11 protein-coding genes are annotated in these 20,936 nt (G+C 67.7%); 10 read left to right on the top strand and 1 reads right to left on the bottom strand.

All coding sequences use genetic code 11. The annotated features are described in order from the left end of the window. Positions 1–264 precede the first annotated feature (264 nt). The 10 genes from OG780_RS27505 (at position 265) to OG780_RS27550 (ending at position 19,460) form a co-directional block, all read left to right on the top strand. Positions 265–7,122: a polymorphic toxin-type HINT domain-containing protein gene (locus OG780_RS27505; protein WP_328452549.1), complete on the top strand. Its 6,858-nt coding sequence runs from the start codon at positions 265–267 to the stop codon at positions 7,120–7,122. A gap of 41 nt (positions 7,123–7,163) precedes the next feature. After that, the gene (locus OG780_RS27510) at positions 7,164–7,631 is read left to right on the top strand and encodes a DUF4265 domain-containing protein (RefSeq protein ID WP_328452551.1); all 468 of its coding nucleotides are present in this window, start codon (positions 7,164–7,166) and stop codon (positions 7,629–7,631) included. Positions 7,632–8,336: 705 nt separating this feature from the next. Then, the gene (gene rplU, locus OG780_RS27515) at positions 8,337–8,657 is read left to right on the top strand and encodes a 50S ribosomal protein L21 (protein WP_164320786.1); all 321 of its coding nucleotides are present in this window, start codon (positions 8,337–8,339) and stop codon (positions 8,655–8,657) included. A gap of 16 nt (positions 8,658–8,673) precedes the next feature. Then, positions 8,674–8,928 carry a 50S ribosomal protein L27 gene (gene rpmA / locus OG780_RS27520; RefSeq protein WP_037618784.1) on the top strand — a complete coding sequence of 85 codons (255 nt, stop codon included), beginning with the start codon at positions 8,674–8,676 and terminating at the stop codon, positions 8,926–8,928. 225 nt (positions 8,929–9,153) lie between these two features. Then, positions 9,154–10,590, top strand: a complete 1,437-nt coding sequence (obgE, locus tag OG780_RS27525; protein WP_328452555.1) for a GTPase ObgE — start codon at positions 9,154–9,156, stop codon at positions 10,588–10,590. A 505-nt stretch (positions 10,591–11,095) separates the two neighbouring features. Further along, positions 11,096–12,646 carry an alkaline phosphatase D family protein gene (locus OG780_RS27530; protein ID WP_328452557.1) on the top strand — a complete coding sequence of 517 codons (1,551 nt, stop codon included), beginning with the start codon at positions 11,096–11,098 and terminating at the stop codon, positions 12,644–12,646. A gap of 177 nt (positions 12,647–12,823) precedes the next feature. Then, the gene (locus OG780_RS27535) at positions 12,824–14,014 is read left to right on the top strand and encodes a hypothetical protein (protein WP_328452559.1); all 1,191 of its coding nucleotides are present in this window, start codon (positions 12,824–12,826) and stop codon (positions 14,012–14,014) included. 192 nt (positions 14,015–14,206) lie between these two features. Beyond that, a complete protein-coding gene (locus tag OG780_RS27540; RefSeq protein ID WP_328452561.1) occupies positions 14,207–15,706 on the top strand; it encodes a bifunctional cytidylyltransferase/SDR family oxidoreductase in 1,500 nt (499 codons plus the stop codon). A gap of 167 nt (positions 15,707–15,873) precedes the next feature. Then, complete coding sequence (locus tag OG780_RS27545; protein WP_328452563.1) at positions 15,874–17,970, top strand: hypothetical protein; 2,097 nt, start codon at positions 15,874–15,876, stop codon at positions 17,968–17,970. 299 nt (positions 17,971–18,269) lie between these two features. Beyond that, positions 18,270–19,460, top strand: a complete 1,191-nt coding sequence (locus tag OG780_RS27550; protein ID WP_443062333.1) for a glycosyltransferase family 2 protein — start codon at positions 18,270–18,272, stop codon at positions 19,458–19,460. Between the two features lie 61 nt (positions 19,461–19,521). On the opposite strand, the gene OG780_RS27555 is transcribed toward OG780_RS27550, so the two are convergent. After that, the gene (locus tag OG780_RS27555) at positions 19,522–20,922 is read right to left on the bottom strand and encodes a polysaccharide pyruvyl transferase family protein (protein ID WP_328452567.1); all 1,401 of its coding nucleotides are present in this window, start codon (positions 20,920–20,922) and stop codon (positions 19,522–19,524) included. Positions 20,923–20,936 lie beyond the last annotated feature (14 nt).

Below are 20,936 nucleotides of genomic sequence, written 5' to 3' on the forward strand. Positions count from 1 at the left end.
CCCCTTCGGGGGCGCGGGGTCCGCCCGAACTCCGGACGTGTGGACGGGCGGCACACAGCTACCCGTCCACACGTCCTGTTGCTTCCTGACGTGGATTTCCTCGGCTCCGGCCGCTTCCTCACGTCGCCCCTTCGATTCCGACAGCTTCCGTGGGCCGATTTCCCCCAGTCCCAACTGTTTTCGGCCTCGGGATTTCCCGCTTCTGAACCGCTCCCCGATGCCGCCATCGCCCGATGCCGGCTGTTCGATTCACCTGGAGATGTCATGTCATCGCCCCCATGGTTCCGGTCTGCCAGACCGGGCCGGCGCAGCGGCACTCGCCGCACCGCGCTGGTCCTCGGTCTGGCGCTGTCCATAGGGCTGCTCCCGCAGTTCGTTCCGGTCGACGCCGCAGCCGCCACCGGGCAGACCAGGCCCAAGTCCCAGACCGATCTCGATGACCCGGTCCGTGGCAAGAACGCCAAGGCCAAGAAGTACAACAAGGCCGACGCGGCCGAGAAGGCCGCGGTCAAGCACGCCGCCGAGGCCCACTGGCCCAAGGCGGGCGACGCCGAGGTCGCCCTCTCCGGCAGAGCGGCCAAGGCCGCCGGCCTGCCCCTGACGGCCAAGGCCGTCGGAGGGGACAAGAGCGCCGATTCCGTGCGCGTCGAGGTGCTGGGCCGCAAGGCGGCCCAGGCCGCCGGCGTGGACGGAGTCCTGTTCACCGTCGCCCGCACGGACGGCGAGAGCGCCAAGGGCGACGCCCAGGTCACCCTGGACTACTCGGACTTCGCGGACGCCTACGGCGGCGGCTACGGCTCCCGGCTGCGACTCGCGCAGTACCCCGAGTGTGTGCTGACCACGCCCGAGAAGAAGGGCTGCTCGGTCCCGACGTATCTGAAGAGCAGCAACAACGCGGCGCGGCAGACGCTGACGGCGAAGGTCGCCGCGGCCGGTGACACGTCGGGAACCAGCTCCCAGCTGATGACCGCGGCGGCCGGCGCTGCCTCGGCCACCGTGCTCGCGGCCACCGCGAGCAGCGGTGGCGACCAGGGCAACTATAAGGCGACCAGCCTCTCTCCGTCCTCGGAGTGGGGAGTCGACACCAGCTCGGGCGCTTTCACCTGGTCCTACCCCCTCACCACTCCGCCGGTCCCCGGCGGCCTGCAGCCCTCTGTCGGTCTGGGCTACAACTCGCAGTCGATCGACGGCCAGACCGCGGCCACGAACAACCAGGGCTCGTGGGTCGGCCAGGGCTTCTCCTATGAACCCGGCTACATCGAGCGCAGCTACAAGGGCTGTTCCGACGACGGTCAGGCCGCCAACCTCGGCGACCAGTGCTGGGCGTTCGACAACGCCTCCCTCGCACTGGCCGGTGGTACGTCCGGCGAGCTCGTCAAGGACGGCACCAGTGGCCAGTGGCGGGTCAGCAACGACGACAACTCCAAGGTCGAGCACCTGACCGGCGCCACCAACGGCGACAACAACGGCGAGTACTGGAAGATCACGACCGGCGACGGCACCCAGTACTTCTTCGGTCTGAACCAGCTGCCCGGCTACGCCAGCGGCAATGAGACGACGGATTCCACCTGGACCGTCCCCGTCTACGGCGACGATTCCGGTGAGCCCTGCTACGACGCGACCTTCGCCAACGCCTACTGCACGCAGGCCTGGCGCTGGAACCTCGACCACGTCATCGACCCGCACGGCAACGTCATGTCGTACTTCTACGGCAAAGAGACGAACTACTACACCCAGGGTCTGAAGACCACCGAGAACGGCAAGTCGTATGTCCGTGGCGGCTACCTCAAGCGCGTCGACTACGGCCAGCGCGAGGGCAAGGCCTACTCCACCAAGCCGGCCGCCCAGGTCGTGTTCACCACCGCGGAACGCTGCATCGGTGATCTGACCGACTGCTCGACCGGCGCGCTCACGGACTCCACGGCGGCGGACTGGCCCGACGTGCCCTGGGACCAGAACTGCAAGGCCGACACCAAGTGCCCCGGCCAGAACTCGCCGACGTTCTGGACCCGCAAGAAGCTCACCAAGATCACGACGCAGATCCGTACCGGTGACGCCACCTACACCCCGGTCGACGAGTGGAGCCTGTCCCACAGCTTCACCGACAACGGTGACGCCTCCAAGTCGCTGTGGCTGAACGCCATCCACCACACGGGCAAGGTCGGCACCGACGTCTCCCTGCCGACGGTCGAGCTCGGCGGCCAGCAACTCGCCAACCGCGTCGACGTGACCGGCGACAACCTGCAGCCCTTCTACCGTTTCCGGCTCTCCTCGGTGAAGAGCGAGGCGGGCAGTGTCCTCAGCGTCAACTACGCCGACACACAGTGCACGCCCAGCAACCTGCCGGCCGAGGACTCCTCGACCAAGCGCTGCTTCCCGGTCAAGTGGAATCCCCCGGGTGTGTCCGACCCGATCGTGGACTGGTTCCACAAGTACGTGGTCGCGTCGGTCGTCGAGAACGACCTGACCGGCGGCGGCCCCAACCAGGTCACCTCGTACACGTATCTGGGCGACGCGGGCTGGCGCAAGGCCAAGGCCGACGGCATCACCAAGGACGAGTACCGCACCTGGGGCGACTGGCGTGGCTACGGCAAGGTCCGTGTCGAGACCTCCGCCGGCACCAACGCGGCCTCCAACACCAAGACCGAGCACACCTTCTTCCGTGGTCTGGACGGCGACGTCAGCAAGAGTGGTGCCACTCGTTCCGTGGACGTGACCGACTCCGCAGGTGTCACCTACACCGACTCCGAGTGGAAGGCCGGGTTCGAGCTGGAGACGGTCACCTACAACGGTGACAAGATCACCGAGAGGTCCGTCACCGAGCCCTGGACCGCCGTCACCGCGACCGACACCCACGACTGGGGCACCACCCGCGCCCGCTATATGCAGAAGGGCGTCACCAACACCTACACGGCGCTCGCCGCGGGCGGCTGGCGCAACACCCGCTCGACCAACATCTTCGACGACGTCACCGGCCGCATCACCAAGGTCGACGACGCGGGTGAAGTCGGCGTCGCCGACAACCAGTGCACCCGTACCGAGTACGCGGACAACGCGAGCGCACACCTGTACGCCTACGTCTCGCGCACCGAAACCGTCTCCGTCGACTGCGCCACCACTCCGAATCGCGCCACCCAGGTCATCTCGGACGACCTGATCCTGTACGACGGCACGACGGTCCTGGGCGCGGCCCCGACCAAGGGTGACCCGACCACCAACAAGCGGCTGAGCGCACACAACGGCACCCAGGCCACTTACCAGACGACCGCGACGATGACGTACGACACCTACGGCCGACCGAAGACGGCCACCGACGCGGACTCGCAGACCAACACGACCACTTACACGGACAACGCCTACGGCCTGGCCACCAAGTCCACCGTCACCAACACCCTGGGCTGGACGACCTCGACCGAGTACGCCACCTCCTGGGGCATGCCGAGTGCCAACATCGACGAGAAGGGCAAGCGCACCGAGCTGGCCTACGACGGCCTGGGCCGTCTCACCTCCGTCTGGCTCCCCGACCGCATCGGGCTGACCCCGTCGATCAAGTACGACTACCTGATCCGCGGCGACCAGGGTCCGACCGCCGTCCATACCCAGAAGATCGAGAACGACGGCACCTCCTACGGCAGCGAGTGGACCCTCTACGACGGACTGCTGCGCCCACGCCAGGAGCAGACCGAGGGTCAGGGCGGCGGCCGCATGGTTGCCGACACCGTCTATGACGGCTCCAACCGCGTCGTCAAGGTCAACGACACCTACTACACCTCCGGTGACCCGTCCTCCACGCTCTTCCTGCCGCGCAACGAAGACGTGGACGCACAGGCGGTCACCGAGTACGACGGCGCCGGCCGGACGACAGCCTCGGTCTTCAACGTGGCCGGCACGGAGAAGTACCGCACCACCTACACCTACGGCGGCGACCGGACCACCACCAACCCGCCCGCCGGCCAGCCCGCCACCACGGTCGTCACCGACGCCCGCGAGCAGGCGACCACCCGGATCGAGTACCCCACCGGCGGCAGCGCCGTCACCACGAAGTACGACTACACCTCCGCCGGCCAGCTCTCGAAGGTCACCGACGACGCGGGCAACGCCTGGACGTACGAGTACGACCAACTGGGCCGCAAGAAGCAGGCCGTCGACCCCGACACCGGAACCAGCACGTTCACCTATGACGTGATGGACCGCCAGACCTCGGCCACGATCAACGGCACCAAGACGTCGACCAAGTACGACGAGCTCGGCCGTCCCGTATCGACCTGGCAGGGCGAAGCCGACACCGGCACCAAGCTCTCGGTGATCAAGTACGACACCGTGGCCAAGGGCGAGGTGTACGGCACATACACGTACAAGGACGGCGCCGTCTACTCGTCGGTGATCAACGCGGTTCTCGACGAGACCAACGACTACAAGCCGACCTCGACCAAGTACACCCTGTCCAAGACCGCCGAACCGCAACTGGGCGGCACCTACGAGTTCACCACCCAGTACAACAAGGACGGCACGGTCCAGGGCCAGGGTCTTCCGGCAGCCGCGGACCTGACAGGCGAATCACTGGGCTACCAGTACGACGACCTGCAACGACCCGCCGGCCTGAAGACCTCCCTCGGCGGCCTCAGCTACGTCTCGAGCGTGACGTACTCGCCCACCTCGAACCTCGAGACGATGGAGCTGTTCACCGGCGGCAGCACCGACAAGAAAGCCTGGCTGAACTACAACTACGAGCAGGGCACCGACCGGCTCAAGAACTCCTCCTTCCGGGTCGAGGGCAACACCACCGCGGCCTACGACGCCGACTACACCTACGACGCCACCGGCAACATCCTCTCCATCGCCGACACCCCCAGCAGCGGCACACGCGACGTCCAGTGCTACACCTACGACGGACTGCGCCGCCTCACCAGTGCCTGGACCTCGTCCGCGACGCCCAACGGCGCCTCGGGAACCGGCAGCACCGACGCGGCCTGCGCCGCGGGAGCGTCATCGACAACGGTCGGCGGAGTCGCCCCCTACTGGACCGAGTACGGCTTCGACTCGATCGGCAACCGCACCAGCGAGGTGCGCCACGGCCTGAACGGCGCCGGCACCGCGACCCGCACCTACAAGTACGGCCAGGGCTCCGGCCCCAACGGCGCCAACTCCGGCCCGCACACCGTCTCCTCCGTCGTGGAGAAGACGACGGCCACCAGCACCACCCCGGAGGTCACCTCCCAGGACACCTACACCTACGACGCAACAGGCAACACCCACACACGGGTTCTGTCCGGTGACACCCAAACCCTGGACTGGGACAAGCAGAACAAACTGACCCAGGTCACCAACGCCGATGGCACAGCGACGTCGTACACCTACGACGCCACCGGCGCACGCCTGATGCGGAAGACGTCGAAGGAATCGACGTTCTATCTGCCGGGTATGGAACTGCATCTCGACAAGGCCACCTCCAAGGTCACCGCGACCCGCTACTACACGTTCGGCTCCACCACGGTGGCCATGCGGGACGTGACCGGAGTGCACTTCCTCGCCTCCGACCACCAGGGCACCGCGGAGATGTCCGCCGATGCGAAGACGGGTGTCACGTCCCGCCGGCGCATGGACCCCTTCGGTAACACGCGCGACGACTCCTCGTCCTCGCCGAGCGGTTGGGTCAATGACAAGGGCTTCGTAGGCGGCACCGTCCAGGCCTCCACTGGCCTCACCACACTGGGAGCACGCGAGTACGACTCCGATACGGGCCGCTTCATCTCCGCGGACCCGATCGTCGACTACAACGACCCCCAGCAGATCAACGGCTACGCCTACGCCAACAACAGTCCCATCAGCTTCAGCGATGCTTCGGGATTGCGGATGGCGGACTGTGTGGGTGGCTGGAACGAGTGCGGGCCGGGGCCCAAGAAGCACCCCGGCGCGGTGGCGGACACCGTTGACTACGGTGCTTCCTACACGCCCGCCCAGCAGAAGGCCGACGAGGCCCGTGCCAAGGAGGACGCGGCCAAGGCCCGAGCGATCGCCATCGCCAAGGAACTCGCCTCGATCATCGCCGACGAGCTGGGCATCACCGACGCACTCGACTGCTTCACCACCGGCAACATCGGCGCCTGCGGCTCCACCGTTGCCAACGTCGTCGGTTCGCTGATAGGCGGTGGTCCCCTCGCACGTCTGGCCTCCAAGTACGTGTTCCGCTGGACAAAGGCCGCGGCCGTAGCCAAGCGGATCGTCGGTCTCGGCAAGAAGCTGTGGAAGGAGTTCAAGGGCTGGCGAAAGAGCGAAAAGGCTGCCGCAGAGGCTGAAGGGGTGGCCGCAAGTTGTAACAGTTTCGTGCCGGGCACGCTCGTACTGATGGCCGATGGTTCGACCAAGAAGATCGAAGACGTCGATATAGGCGACAAGGTCGTGGCCACCGACCCTGAAACGGGCAAGACTAAAACCGAGACGGTCACGGCGGAGATCAAGGGCACCGGCCTCAAGCACCTCGTCAAGGTCACCGTCGACACCGATGGCAAGAAGGGGACCAAGACCGCATCGGTCACTGCGACCGACGGCCACCCCTTCTGGGTGCCGGAACTCGGTGCATGGTTCCAGGCCACTGACCTCAAGCCGGGTGAGTGGCTGAGCACCAGCACGGGGACGCGGGTCCGCATCGAGGCAGTCAAGCGTTGGACGGTGCTGACAGCCACGGTCCACAACCTCACGGTCAGTGATCTGCACACGTACTATGTGGAGGCCGGGGACACCCCGCTTCTGGTTCACAATGCCAAGTACGGAACTGCTGGTGAACTCTGCAAGGTTCGGCCCGGCTTCAAGCCGAAGGAAGGGCGCGGAGGAAAGGCTGGGACGCGCGCCGGACAGAATTTCACGCCGGCTGGCAAGGATGAGGTTATTCAACGCAATGCGCTGGGGCATGAAGACGGGATCGCAAGATGCGTCAACCCGAACTGCGATGTCGAACTCGTCTACCCTGCGAAGTCGATGAAGGATGTAACGCCTCCTACCAACGAGGCCCAAGTGGATCACGTCGACGCTGAAGCCGATGGTGGCTCGGGTGATCCATCAAACGGTCAAGCGACGTGCCGCGTTTGCAACAGGCTCAAAAGCGACGGTCCGCAACCATGGTGAGCCTGCGCCTGGCTTGCGTGGCAGATCAAGAAAGGCGACACATGGAGCGCACGATCAAGGTTCATGTCCGATTGACCGTCGAAGGCGGATGGCCACCGGTCGCCTTCGAAGAGGTAGAAGTGAAGTCCTTGGGGGATCACCTCTGTGAACTCGCCTCCCCGCCCGCTTTCGCCAAGCGGCTGGCGGTCGGGGACGTCGTCCGCGTCGTGCATCACGGGTCGCCTGAGCAGATCTGGGTAGATTCCATCATCGAGTCGAGCGGCCATTCGACGGTTCGCGTGATCTTCTTTCGGGCGGCTGGCTCGGATCCCGAGGATAATCTCAGGCGCGAACTGGTCCGCCTCGGAGCGAAGATTCACGAGACTGCCATGGACGGGATGATCGCAGTTGATATTCCCGGCAAGGTGGATTATGAAGCTGTACGCGCCGTTTTGCGGGAAGGGGAGTCCAGGAACTTCTGGGAGTTCGACGAAGGTGCGATTTCGCCTCTGCATGACCAAGAAGCATAGAATAGTAACTTGCGATTCGATTGATTAGGGTCGTCGAAATTAGATCGCAAGGAACCGGCAGATCGATCCCTTCGGTCGAATAATCGAAGGCTCCCTCCGCAATGTTGTTGTGGAGGGGGCCTTTGGTGTTTTGACGGCAACGTCAGCGGACGACGGCTGCGCCAGCTGGGTCGCCAGCGTCGTCGTCGGTTGGGCTGAGGGCGTCGTTCAGGGTGTCGATGGCTTGGCGGTGGAGGTGGAGTGCCGGATGGTGCGGAAGCGGATGGGACGGAGGGCGGCCTTGCGGGGAGTGTGGTGAAGGTGCCGCTGAGGTTGATTCGGGGCGATCGCTTTTCCGCCGCGCTGCTGGGCGGCGCCCGCTATCACGTTGGGCTCCTGCTGCTCCGGCTCCGGACCCGGCGTTCCCTTCGTGCGGCCTGCGCGGATTCCGATGCCCTTCGACCTCGACACCCTCGAGTTCGCCGTAGAGCAGAGCGAGCATCCCAAGGCCGGCCAGAGGTCACGCGATCGGCAGGCCTGGCCCGGTTTGACCCCTCAGGCCAGGCCCCGTAACCTTGACCGTCGGCGTGTCCCCTGACGCGCCGCACCCCCGTAAACCTCTTCCTCCTGGTGACGCGAGCTTCGCGCTCCGTCCTCCGGGAGAGGCCGCTCGCGCGAGTCGGCGGCTGGACTGCGGGGTCCGTTCCGAGCGAAAGAGAGATCCGCGTGTACGCCATCGTGCGCAGCGGTGGTCGCCAGCACAAGGTTGCTGTCGGCGACATCGTTGAGGTTGACAAGATTCCCACCGCCAAGGTTGGCGACACGGTCGAGCTCTCGACCCTGCTCGTTGTCGACGGCGAAGCCGTGACGAGCGACCCCTGGGTCCTCGCGGGCATCAAGGTCCAGGCCGAGATCGTGGACCACCACAAGGGCGTCAAGATCGACATCCTTCGCTACAAGAACAAGACCGGCTACCGCCGTCGTCAGGGCCACCGCCAGCAGTACACGGCGATCAAGGTCACTGAGATCCCCGCGGCTGCGAAGTAAGGGTAGGGACTGAGACATGGCACACAAGAAGGGCGCATCGTCCACTCGGAACGGTCGCGACTCCAACGCTCAGCGGCTCGGTGTGAAGCGCTTCGGCGGTCAGACCGTCAACGCCGGTGAGATCCTGGTCCGCCAGCGTGGCACCCACTTCCACCCCGGCGTCAGCGTCGGCCGTGGCAAGGACGACACGCTGTTCGCGCTGGCCGCCGGTGCGGTCGAGTTCGGCACGCACCGTGGCCGCAAGGTCGTGAACATCGTTCCGGTCGCCTGATCGAGTCCCGTCGAGGCTGATCCGGTTCCACGCGGACCGGGTCGGGTGCCTCGGGGCCCAGGCTCCGTAGAACAGAGTTCCTCGCGAGGCGGACCTCACTTCCCCCACGGGAAGAGGGTCCGCCTTTCGCGTGTTACGCAAGAGACATTCCCGTACGTACTGAAGTATCCGAAGTACGTACGCACTGAAGTAACCGATGTAACCGAAGTGCTGGAGGCACCCCACATGACCACCTTCGTGGACCGCGTCGAGCTGCATGTCGCCGCGGGTAGCGGAGGTCACGGCTGTGCCTCCGTACACCGGGAGAAGTTCAAGCCGCTCGGCGGCCCGGACGGCGGCAACGGTGGCCGTGGCGGTGACGTGATCCTGGTCGTCGACCAGTCCGTCACCACGCTGCTCGACTATCACCACTCACCGCACCGCAAGGCGACCAGCGGCAAGCCCGGCGAGGGCGGCAACCGTTCCGGCAAGGACGGCCAGGACCTCGTCCTGCCCGTGCCCGACGGCACGGTCGTGCTCGACAAGGCGGGCAACGTCCTCGCGGACCTCGTCGGACAGGGCACCACGTACGTCGCCGCCGAGGGCGGCCGCGGCGGCCTCGGCAACGCGGCGCTGTCCTCGGCCCGCCGCAAGGCGCCCGGCTTCGCGCTGCTCGGCGTGCCCGGAGGCATGCAGGACATCGTCCTGGAGCTGAAGACCGTCGCCGACGTGGCCCTCGTCGGCTACCCGAGCGCCGGCAAGTCCTCGCTGATCTCGGTCCTCTCCGCCGCCAAGCCGAAGATCGCGGACTACCCCTTCACGACCCTCGTCCCGAACCTGGGCGTGGTGACGGCGGGCGAGACCGTCTACACGATCGCGGACGTGCCCGGCCTCATCCCCGGCGCCAGCCAGGGCAAGGGCCTCGGCCTGGAGTTCCTGCGCCACGTCGAGCGGTGCAGTGTGCTCGTCCACATCCTGGACACGGCCACGCTCGAATCCGAGCGCGACCCGATCTCCGACCTCGACATCATCGAGGAGGAGCTGAAGCAGTACGGCGGCCTGGACAAGCGTCCGCGCATGGTCGTCCTCAACAAGATCGACGTACCGGACGGCAAGGACCTCGCGGAGATGGTCCGCCCCGACCTGGAAAGCCGCGGCTACCGCGTCTTCGAGGTGTCCGCGGTCGCCCACATGGGCCTCAAGGAGCTGTCCTTCGCGCTCGCCGAGATGGTCGCCGCCGCGCGTGCCGCGAAGCCCAAGGAGGAGGCGACCCGGATCGTCATCCGCCCGAAGGCGGTCGACGACGCCGGCTTCACCGTGGTGCAGGAGGAGGACGGCCTCTTCCGCGTGCGCGGCGAGAAGCCGGAGCGCTGGGTCCGCCAGACCGACTTCAACAACGACGAGGCCGTCGGCTATCTCGCCGACCGCCTCAACCGTCTCGGTGTCGAGGCGCAGCTGATGAAGGTGGGCGCCCGCTCGGGCGACGGCGTCGCCATCGGCCCCGAGGAGAACGCGGTCGTCTTCGACTGGGAGCCGACTGTCATGGCCGGTGCGGAGATGCTCGGCCGCCGTGGCGAGGACCACCGCCTCGAGGAGCCTCGCCCCGCCGCCCAGCGCCGCCGCGACAAGCAGGCGGAGCGGGACGAGTCGCAGAAGGAGTACGACGACTTCGAGCCGTTCTAGGCGACCGGCCGAACCCGGCCGGGAGATGTGACGGGCGCGGAGAGGATTTTCCTCTCCGCGCCCGTTCTGCGTTCCGGGCCGCCCGAGCCGACGTGCCCCGAGCCGACGTGCCCGGGGTCCGCACGGCCGAGGCCACGCCCGCCGGTCGCCGTCGCGATCACCCGGCGCCGACCCGCGCGGGTGCCGTCGTTCCCCGTCCCCTTCGGGCACGGCCCCGTGCGGGTGCCGCGATTCCCCGCCGCTTCGGCCGGCCCGGTGGCCTTCGGCGCAGCCGCTCCCTTCCGCCCCGGAGTCCCAGGAGCGGGCCGGCTCCGTCGATGGGGCCGGGCCGCCGGGGAGTTTCCGGCGGAGTCCGCTGAAAGAACGTCAGAACCCCTTGCCGTGGCGAGTCGTTCGTTGCTCGTGCATTTGTCATGCCTATGATGCGTTTTGTTCAAGAGGCGGGCTGCTGCGCGGTGTGAGCTTTTCGGTGTCCAAGAGGCAACCGACGCAAGGGAGTTCGCCGATGTCCGGAGCCGTCTCACGCGATCGACGCCACTTTCTCACCGCCTCGGCCGCCGTGCTCGGCGCCGCCGCCTCCACCCAGCTCTGGCTGCCCGGCACCGCGCGCGCGGTCGGAACGCCCCTGCCCGAGGGCGTGTTCAGCCTCGGTGTCGCCTCCGGCGACCCGTTGCCGGACGGCGTCGTGCTGTGGACCCGGCTCGCCCCGGACCCGCTGAACGGCGGCGGCATGCCCGACCGCGTGGTACCGGTCGACTGGGAGATCGCCGAGGACGCCCGTTTTCGCAAGTCGGTGCGCCGCGGCACCGCGCAGGCGCGTCCGGAGTACGGCCACAGCGTCCACGTCGACGTACGCGGGCTGCGCCCGGACCGCGCGTACTGGTACCGCTTCCGCGCCGGCGGCCGGCTCTCACCGACCGGCCGCACCCGTACCGCGCCGCGCCCCTACAGCGCGGTCGGCTCGCTGCGCGTCGCGCTCGCCTCCTGCCAGAACTGGCAGAACGGCTACTTCACCCCGTACGCCGACATGCTCGGCCAGGACCCCGACGTCGTCCTGTTCGTCGGCGACTACATCTACGAGTCCTCACCGTCGGCGACGGCCGTGCGCCGCCACGAGGGCACCGGGGAGCCGTACACCCTCGTCCAGTACCGCAACCGGTACGCCCAGTACCGCAGTGACCCGCACCTCGCGGCGATGCACGCGAACGCCCCCTGGGTGGTCACCTTCGACGACCACGAGGTCGACAACGACTTCGCCGGACAGATCCCGCAGGACCCGGACAAGCAGACCCAGGACGCGTTCACGGCCCGGCTGACCGCCGCCTACCAGGCGTACTACGAGCACATGCCGGTCCGGGCCACCGCGATTCCGAACGGGCCGCACATCCGGATGTACCGGCGGCTGGACTTCGGAAGCCTCGCCCGGCTGAACGTCCTCGACACCCGGCAGTTCCGCAGCGACCAGGCGACCGGCCAGGAGGGTGCCGAGGACCCCTCGCTCACCATGCTCGGCGCGGCGCAGAAGAAATGGCTGCTCGGCGGCCTGCGCCACTCACTGACCCGCTGGAACATCGTCGCCTCGCAGATCATGATGGCCGAGACCGACCTCCAGGTCGGCGAGGGCAAGCTCTGGTACTACGACGCCTGGGACGGCTACCAGGCCGAACGCAATGCCCTCATGAAGGAGTTCGCGGGCATCCGCAACCCCGTCGTCCTCACCGGCGACCGGCACCTCACGATGATCAGCGACCTCAAGAAGGACTTCGCCGACCCGGACTCCGACGTCGTCGGCGCCGAGTTCGTCGGGACCTCCATCTCCAGCGGCGGCGACCAGGACCAGGTGGCCTTCCACAAGCAGTGGGACCCGCGGATGCCGGACAACCCGCACTGGAAGTTCATCGACGCCCACCGCGGCTACCACCTCTTCGACATCCGACGGGACGGGATCGACGCCCAGGTGCGCGTCCCGGAGACGGTGCTGAAGCCGGACGCCGCCTCCAGCACTCTGGCCCGTCTGCGGGTCGACGCGGGGGAGCCGGGCGTACGGGTCGCGTGATCCGGGCGCCGGGCCGGTGGTGCGATCCGGCCCGGCGCACCGGCGTACGCCCGCGCCCGTCGTGAGCGGTCCCGGAAGTGCCGTGAGCGGTTCCCGGAGCGGAGAACCCTGGGACTCACCGGAGTCCCAGGGCATTCTCAGGTCGTGCTCAGCATCCGTCCCTAACGTCCTCTCACCATGGAGACCGACTGTTCGACACCTGACACGACAGCCCCCGTGAGCGCCGCGCCGCTGCCTGTCGGAACCCGGCTGCTGCACATCGGCCCGCACAAGACCGGGACCACCTCGATCCAGGGCGCGCTCTTCGCCGCGAAGGACGCGATGGCCGCCCGGGGCGTCGACTTCCCCGCGCACAGCAGACATCCGATGGAAGCCGCCCTCGCGGTCTGCGGCCGTCCCGGGATGACGGGCGACGCCCGGCCGGCCGAGCGGCACTGGCGGCGGCTCGTCGACGCGGTGCACGCCACCGGCGACCGGACCTCGCTGATCAGCAGCGAGTTCTTCGCGGACGCCCCCGACGACGCGACCGTCGCGCGGATCGTCGACGAGCTGGGCCGCGACCGCGTGCATGTCCTGGTCACGCTGCGCCCGCTGGCGAAGATCATGCCCTCGCAGTGGCAGCAGTACGTCCAGAACGGGTTGCGCATGGGATACGAGGACTGGCTCGACCACATGCTGCGCAGGGCTCCGTACGAGAAGCCCAACCCGAGCTTCTGGCGGCGGCACCGGCACGACCGGCTCGTCGAGCGCTGGGCGCGGGTCGTCGGCGCGGCGAACCTCACGGTCGTGGTGGTCGACGACCGTGACCGCGATGGTCTGATGCGCACGTTCGAGTCGCTGCTCGGGCTGCCTTGCGGTCTCCTGACGGAGGTCCCGGACACCTCCAATCGTTCCCTCACGTCGGCCGAGACCGAAATGCTGCGGATACTCAACAGGGAATTCCGCGGAAATGGACTTCCGGACGAGATCTATTCGAAACTCGTGCGCAACGGCGCGGTCCCGCGGATGAAGAACGCCTGCCGTCCGTCGTCGGGCGACGTCCGGATCAGTACTCCGGTGTGGGCTCTGGAGGCGGCCGCGGCCATCGGCGAGGAGATGGCCGAACGGATCGGCGCCACGCGCGTACGGGTTCTGGGCGACCCGGCCCTGTTGTCCGCCGCGCCGTCGTCGTCGCCGCCGCTCGGCCTCGCGCAGGGGGCGGCGCGGATCGACCCCGAGGCCGCCGCCCAGGCGCTGTACGGAGCGCTCGCCGTGGTCGCCGCGGAGTCGGTGCGTGCTACCGCGATCCGATCGGTTCATCAGACGCCGTCGGGGGAACTCGTCCGTGTCCTGGGTCACCGGATCCTCAAGCGCATGAAGCGAAGGTGAGAATCGCGCGCGAGAGGTGTGCAGTTACTCACAGCAAATCCGGACAATTTGTCCGGCGTACTCGAAGTAGCCTGCAGGCAAGGTGAATAGCCGGTTGCGCGCACATATGCGGCAGGCGGCGCTCACCTTGCACGGCGGTAACCGTAGGTGGGACCATTCCCGGGTTCCCTGTCGCCCCAAGGTAGGTCACCTGTGTCTGAGCACATTGCCAAGCCCCGTACCACCGCAGTGATCCTGGCCGGCGGCACCGGTCAGCGCGTGGGTCTGTCGATTCCGAAGCAGCTGCTGAAGATCGCCGGCAAGGCGGTCATCGAGCACACGCTGACCACCTTCGAGCAGGCCGACTCGATCGACGACATCATCGTGCTCATGGCCCCCGGCTATGTGCCGGACGTCGAGAAGATCGTCGCGAAGGCGGGCTTCACGAAGGTGACCCGTGTCATCGAGGGCGGCTCGACGCGGAACGAGACGACCGAGCGCGCCATCGCCGCCCTCGGCGAGGGTCTGGCCGAGGGCGAGGACGCCAACGTCCTGTTCCACGACGCCGTGCGCCCGCTGCTGTCCGAGCGCGTCATAGACGACTGCGTCACGGCCCTGGAGCGCTACCAGGCCGTCGACGTCGCCATCCCGTCCGCGGACACGATCATCGTGACCCGCACCCACGGTGATGACGGCGAGTTCATCACCGAGATCCCGGACCGCTCCCGGCTGCGCCGCGGCCAGACGCCCCAGGCGTTCAAGCTGTCCACCATCCGGCGCGCCTACCAGGTCGCGGCCGGCGACCCCAACTTCCAGGCCACGGACGACTGCTCGGTCGTGCTCAGGTACCTGCCGGACGTGCCGATCCACGTCGTGGCGGGCGACGAGTACAACATGAAGGTCACCCAGCCCGTCGACGTCTTCATCGCCGACAAGCTCTTCCAGCTCGCCTCGACCACCGCGCCCGAGCAGGCCGACGAGGCCGCCTACCGCGAGCTGCTCACCGGCAAGACCCTCGTCGTCTTCGGCGGCTCGTACGGCATCGGCAAGGACATAGCCGAGCTCGCCGCGAGCTACGGCGCGAAGACGTACGCGCTCGGCCGCTCCACCACCGGCACGCACGTCGAGAACCCCGAGGAGGTCGACGACGCGCTCTCCACGGCGTACGCGGAGACCGGGCGCATCGACTACGTCATCAACACCGCGGGCGTGCTGCGCATCGGCAAGCTGGCCGAGACGGACAACGCGACCATCGAGGAAGCGCTGAAGGTCAACTACCTGGCCCCGGTGCAGATCGCCCGCTCCTCGTACAAGTACCTGGCCGAGAGCAAGGGCCAGCTGCTGCTCTACACCTCCAGCAGCTACACCCGCGGCCGCGCCGAGTACAGCCTCTACTCCTCCACCAAGGCCGCCATGGTGAACCTCACCCAGGCGCTGTCGGACGAGTGGGCAGGGGACGGTGTCCGCGTCAACTGCATCAACCCCGAGCGCACCGCGACCCCCATGCGCACCAAGGCGTTCGGCCAGGAGCCCGCGGGTTCGCTGCTGTCCTCCGAGGCCGTCGCGCGGACCTCGCTGGACGTCCTGCTCTCCGAGCTGACCGGTCACGTCATCGACGTCCGCCAGCAGGACCCGACGGCCGGCGCGGGCCGTGCCACCGGTTTCGAGGCGGCTCTGGCCAGCGTCCTGGACCGCCAGGACGGCGTGGCATAATCAAAAAAGAATAGCCTTTCGGAATTCAGGCCTTTGTGTCCGCGTGTTTGCAGCGTATTCACAAGGGCCTGAATCCGTAGAGCTCACTCTTCGCTTTTGGTTCATCTCGATATCAAAAGAACTTTTGGTATCAAACCGGCACTCACCCCTCAAGAGCAGGTTTCTCCGTGATTTCCACCGCTATTCGCGTTGCCCGGGTGGGCAGCGCGGCCGAGCTGGCGGCGGCGGCCCTCATGATGCTGGGCTTCCCCTGCCTGATGCTTGCCGCGCTCCTGCCGAGCGTGGGCGCCTTCGCGGCCGCGGCCGCCGTGACGTACCTGGCGGACCACTATCTGCACCGGCGCGGCAGTTACCTGGTCAACCGCCTCAGCAAGGTGCGGGCCGGTCTGTCCATCAGGTTCCTGATCCGGCAGCTGCTGCTCGTCCTGCTCCTGGCACGACTCGACCTGTCCGGCAGCATGGTCTTCTACGCGGCCATCGCGTGCTTCCTGATCCTCTTCGGTTTCCAGGCACCGCACGCCGCGCTGGGCACGTTGATCGATCTGCGCCGCAAGATGCCCATCGCCGCCCGCAACGTCGACCTGGGCGCACGTGTCCGTATCCCGGACGCGCCGCCGCGCCGGCTGCTCTCCCGGTCCACCGAGAAGATGCTCCACCTCGACCTGGTGGCCGTCGCCGGTCTCCTGATCTCCGGGGCGACCGACGTCAGCGTCTACGGCTTCGCGGGCATCGCCGTGACGCTGCTCCTGGCCTTCGGCTACGTCGTGGCTCTCGTCCCGTTCGTGCGCGGCCGGAAGATCCCGCCGAACGCCGACGAGGTCCTCGCGGCCCTCGACGACTGGCTGCGCGCGTACCGTCCGGAGACGGTGCTCTACTTCTCGGGTTCCAAGGACTCCGCCTACCAGGTCAACATGTGGCTGGAGACGATGGAGCAGCTGGACACCCGGCCGCTGATCATCCTCCGCGAGCGGGCGGTCCTGGAGCGCATGGCATCCACCACGGTGCCGGTCATCTGCGTGCCCGGAGGGGTGCACCTGATGAACATGGACCTGTCGACGGTGCGGGTCGCGCTCTACGCGGCGAACGTGGGCAAGAACATCCACATGCTGCGCGTGCCCACCATCCAGCACGTCTTCATCGGTCACGGCGACAGCGACAAGCTCGCCAGCGTCAACCCGTTCAGCAAGGTCTACGACGAGGTGTGGACCGCGGGCCGCGCGGGCCGCGACCGTTACGCGATAGCCGACGTCGGCGTCCGTGACGACGACATCGTCGAGGTCGGCCGCCCGCAGCTGGCCCCGATCAAGACCTGGAAGGGCGTGCCCGAGGGCCGCATCCCGACCGTGCTGTACGCCCCCACCTGGGAGGGCTGGGACGACAACCCCGGCAACACCTCGATCCTGCTCGCGGGCGAGAACATCGTGCGCTCTCTGCTGGAGGCCGAGCCGCCGGTCCGCGTTCTCTACAAGCCGCACCCGTTCACCGGAACCCGCAGTGGGGCGGCCAAGGCCGCGCACCAGCGGATCACCGCGCTGGTCGAGGCCGCGGGCGCCGGGCGTGCCGTCAACCCGCAGTTCGTGTCCGACGTTGCCGGACAGGCGGCGGCCAAGGAGCAACTGGCCCGTATCGAGGCCCGTATCGCGGTCCTGACCGGCTCCGAGGAGACGGGTGACGAGGCCGAGGCCACGCGCGACGGTCTCATCGACATGGCCCTGCACACCGAGGTCGCCCGGCTGCGTGCCGAGTGGAACGACGCCTACTGGCGTTCCTTCGGCACCGCCGAGCACCGCGTCATCACGGGTGCCGAACCGCGCCTGTACGACTGCTTCAACGTCTCCGACGCGATGGTCTCGGACATCTCCAGTGTGGTCTCCGACTTCATCGCGAGCGGCAAGCCGTACGCCGTCACGGACTCCGCGGAACTCGGCGTGGAGGAGTTCAAGCGCCAGAACACCGCGGTGCGCGGCGCCGTGATCCTGTCCAACTCTGCCGCGGAGCTCGGCGAGTTGCTCGAAGCGGTGATCGACCCGGCCGCGGACACACAGGCCACCGGCCGCCAGGAGCTCAAGCGCTACCTGCTCGGACCGGACGAGCCGGCCTCGATCGACCAGTTCAACTCCGCGGTTCGGGAGCTGGCGCGGCAGGCCGAGCGGCGCAACCTCGGCCAGAAGAACGGCGCTTCCGCCGCCGCCGTGAACCTCGCGGCCGCGCTGCCCGGCCAGCGGGTGACCGGCGAGACGGACGGAGCCGCGGTCACCGGTTGATCCGGTCCGCATGCACAAGCGGGCGTGGCCCCGGGGAGAAATCCCCGGGGCCACGCCCGCTTCTTATGCGTACCACCATTCTTCGCCGAGTCTTCGCTGAGCCTTCGGGGGTAAGTCACGCACCGTTTCCTGTGAGCTGCGTCACGGAATGAGTTGGTCGGGGCAACCAAATAGCCCTTCCGGTCGTCTTCTATGCAGCGATTGAGGTAATAGCGGGAAATGTTCTTGTAACACTTTCCGAACAAGGGGGAAACGTGCCGCAGCCTGACGTGACGATCGTCATCGGGGCATACGAAGCGATGCCGTATTTGGTCAAGTGCCTGGAATCAGTGGAGAACCAGACGCTCGGACCCGAACGCATCGAGGTCATTGCCGTCGACGACGGATCCACGGACGGCACGGGGGAGTACCTGGAGGAGTTCGCCGAGCGGGCGGCCATGTCCGTGACGGTCGTCCGGCAGGCCAACTCGGGCGGCCCCAGCGGTCCGCGCAACGTCGGCCTCGGCAAGGCGCGGGGGCGCTACGTCTTCTTCCTCGACGCCGATGACTACTTCGGCGCCGAGGCCCTGGAGCGCATGGTCGCCATGGCCGACGAACAGGGCACGGACGTCGTGCTCGGCAAGGTCGTCGGGGTCAACAGGACGGCTCCGAAATCGATGTGGGGCAAGAACCAGCCCCGTACCGACGTCTTCTCCTCGAACATCAAGTTCACGCTCAGCGCGCAGAAGCTCTTCCGCCGTGACTTACTCACCAGGCACGGGATGGTCTTCGACGAGACGCTGAAGACCGGCGAGGACGCGCTGTTCACGATGGAGGCCTATCTCCGCGCCGACGGCGTCTCCGTCGTCGCCGACTACGACTGCTACCACCTGGTCGGCCGTGACGACGGCAAGCACGTGACCAAGAGCGGCAGTTACACCCTGCGCTTCGACTCGGCCCGCGCCCTGATGGGCCTGATAGCCGAGCTGGTACCCGCCGGGCCGCGCCGCGACAGCCTGATGGTCCGGCCGTTCCTGATCACGCTGCTCCCGCAGTTCGGCCCGGTCCTGCTGAAGCAGACCGAGGAGGAGTGGCGTCACAAACTCGACCTGGCCAAGCCGCTGATGGACGCCCACTGGGGCGAGGGCGTCGCCGCCCGGCTCAAGGTCAACGAGCGGCTGCGACTGCATCTGGTGGCCCAGGGCCGGGGCGATCTCCTCCGGGACGTGGTGGAGTTCGTCAAGGCGAAGAAGGCTCCCGGGCTCGTGCTGGACTCCCGTGGCCGTAAGGCCTACCTCGCCTACCCGCACTTCCGGGACCGGGCTGCCGGCATCCCGGACAGTTACTACGTCCCGACGACCCGGGAAACGGCCACCATCGAGGGCTTCAAGCCTGGTCCGGCACGTTTCCCGCGGCTGCGCCGGGTGGCACGGCGGGTGCTCGGGCCACGGGTCCGGCGGGTGCTCGGGGCACGGGCCCGGCGGGTGCTCGCGGCACGGCGTCGGGCCTGAGCCCCTGAGGTGCCTCCGGGCGTCCGTCGCGAAGACGGCCGCCCGGAGGGTGCCTGCCGGTCTACTGGCGGCCCGACTGCAACGCCTTGCGCAGGGGCCGGCCCACCGCGCGGCGTGCCAGCCGGTAGACCGAGCGTCCGGGCGTGGCCACCGGTTCCGGGACGGGCTTGGGCGCCTTGGGCGCCCGCGTCAGCTCCCGCTTCAGACGGACGTTCTCCGTGGACAGCTCGGTGAGACGGGTCTGGAGCCAGCCGAAGCGCGTGGTCAGGGAGGCGATGTCGGCGTCGTTCCAGGGACGGGCACCGGGCGGGAAGGTGAGGGAGCGGACGCGTTCCTCGTGGGCCGCGCCCCCGTCGCCGTGCGTGAAGGTGTTCTCCAGGCCGTTGCGGGTCAGGAACCCGGTGAAACGCTCGAAGCGCTCCTGGTGTCCACGGACCAGCGGGCCGAAGTCGGCCGCCGCGTACAGCTCGGCCGGGTCGAGGTCCGCGGGCAGCTTGGTGATCGGCCGGTGCGGGATGTCGAAGTAACGGCACAGCTCCAGCGTGCGGGAGTCGCCGCACAGCACCGTCGCGGGCGTGCCGGCGAGCAGCGCCGCGATGTTCCCGTGGATGCGGGAGCCGAAGGAGAAGTCGAAGTCGCGCAGATCGTCGATCCAGGTGACGGGATCGATGTAGACGCGGACCTTGTCCTCCCGGTACATCGGGTGGTCGGGATGCGTGGGCATCGCGGTCACGGCACCGTTCGGATCCGACAGGTCGCGCCAGTGCAGCTGCCGTGCGTCGGATATGTTCTGGCCGATGAAGCGCAGGTGCGGGTAGCGCGCGTGGGCGTTCCGGACGATCGGGTCGAGGCCCTGCGTCCGCATCGCGCTGTGCGAGCCGTTGACCGCGATCCGGGACTCGGGCCCGAGCGCGTCGGCCCGCTTCTGTACGTCGAGTCGGTCGCCGTACATGAACAGGGAGGGGCAGCCGATGACCTCGACGTCGTTGAAGCCCATGTCCCGCAGGTACTTCTCGGTGAACTCGCCCCGCACCCCGATGGACGCGCTGTGGTCGAGAACCGCGGCGACGAACTCCCGCACGGCGGGTTCGATCGCCTTCAGCCGCGCAGGGTCGTAGTTCAGGCCGGCCTGCGCGCCGACGCCCGGGATGATCACCGGGATCTTCAGCTTGCCGATGAGCTTGGTCAGCCGCCTGAGCGGGACCTCGAACGACGGCCGGAACGCGTTGGCCAGCGGGATGACGAAGGCGTCGAACTCCTCGTTGATGCGGCCTGCCGCGGCTACGTCGGTGCGCATGCCGTTGGAGACCACCTCGGTGTGAGGCGTTTCGAGGATCTTGTGCGCGGCGTCGCTGAAGATGAGGTTGCCCGCGTTGGTCGCGATGACGTCCTGGTGGAGGGCCTGCTCCATGGGGACGACGTCGTACGGGCTTTTTCCGGATCTCAGGAGGATGCGCTTCACGGGGGGAACGGTAG

Source organism: Streptomyces sp. NBC_00386, assembly GCF_036063235.1.
In the GTDB taxonomy this organism is placed as follows: Bacteria; Actinomycetota; Actinomycetes; order Streptomycetales; family Streptomycetaceae; genus Streptomyces.

Bases quoted from the DNA above. Each gene is read 5' to 3' on its own strand.
- OG780_RS27530 (WP_328452557.1), top strand. From the start codon at position 11,096: ATGTCCGGAGCCGTCTCACGCGATCGACGCCACTTTCTCACCGCCTCG.
- rpmA (WP_037618784.1), top strand. From the start codon at position 8,674: ATGGCACACAAGAAGGGCGCATCGTCCACTCGGAACGGTCGCGACTCC.
- OG780_RS27535 (WP_328452559.1), top strand. From the start codon at position 12,824: ATGGAGACCGACTGTTCGACACCTGACACGACAGCCCCCGTGAGCGCC.
- OG780_RS27510 (WP_328452551.1), top strand. From the start codon at position 7,164: ATGGAGCGCACGATCAAGGTTCATGTCCGATTGACCGTCGAAGGCGGA.
- OG780_RS27550 (WP_443062333.1), top strand. From the start codon at position 18,270: ATGCCGTATTTGGTCAAGTGCCTGGAATCAGTGGAGAACCAGACGCTC.
- obgE (WP_328452555.1), top strand. From the start codon at position 9,154: ATGACCACCTTCGTGGACCGCGTCGAGCTGCATGTCGCCGCGGGTAGC.
- OG780_RS27505 (WP_328452549.1), top strand. From the start codon at position 265: ATGTCATCGCCCCCATGGTTCCGGTCTGCCAGACCGGGCCGGCGCAGC.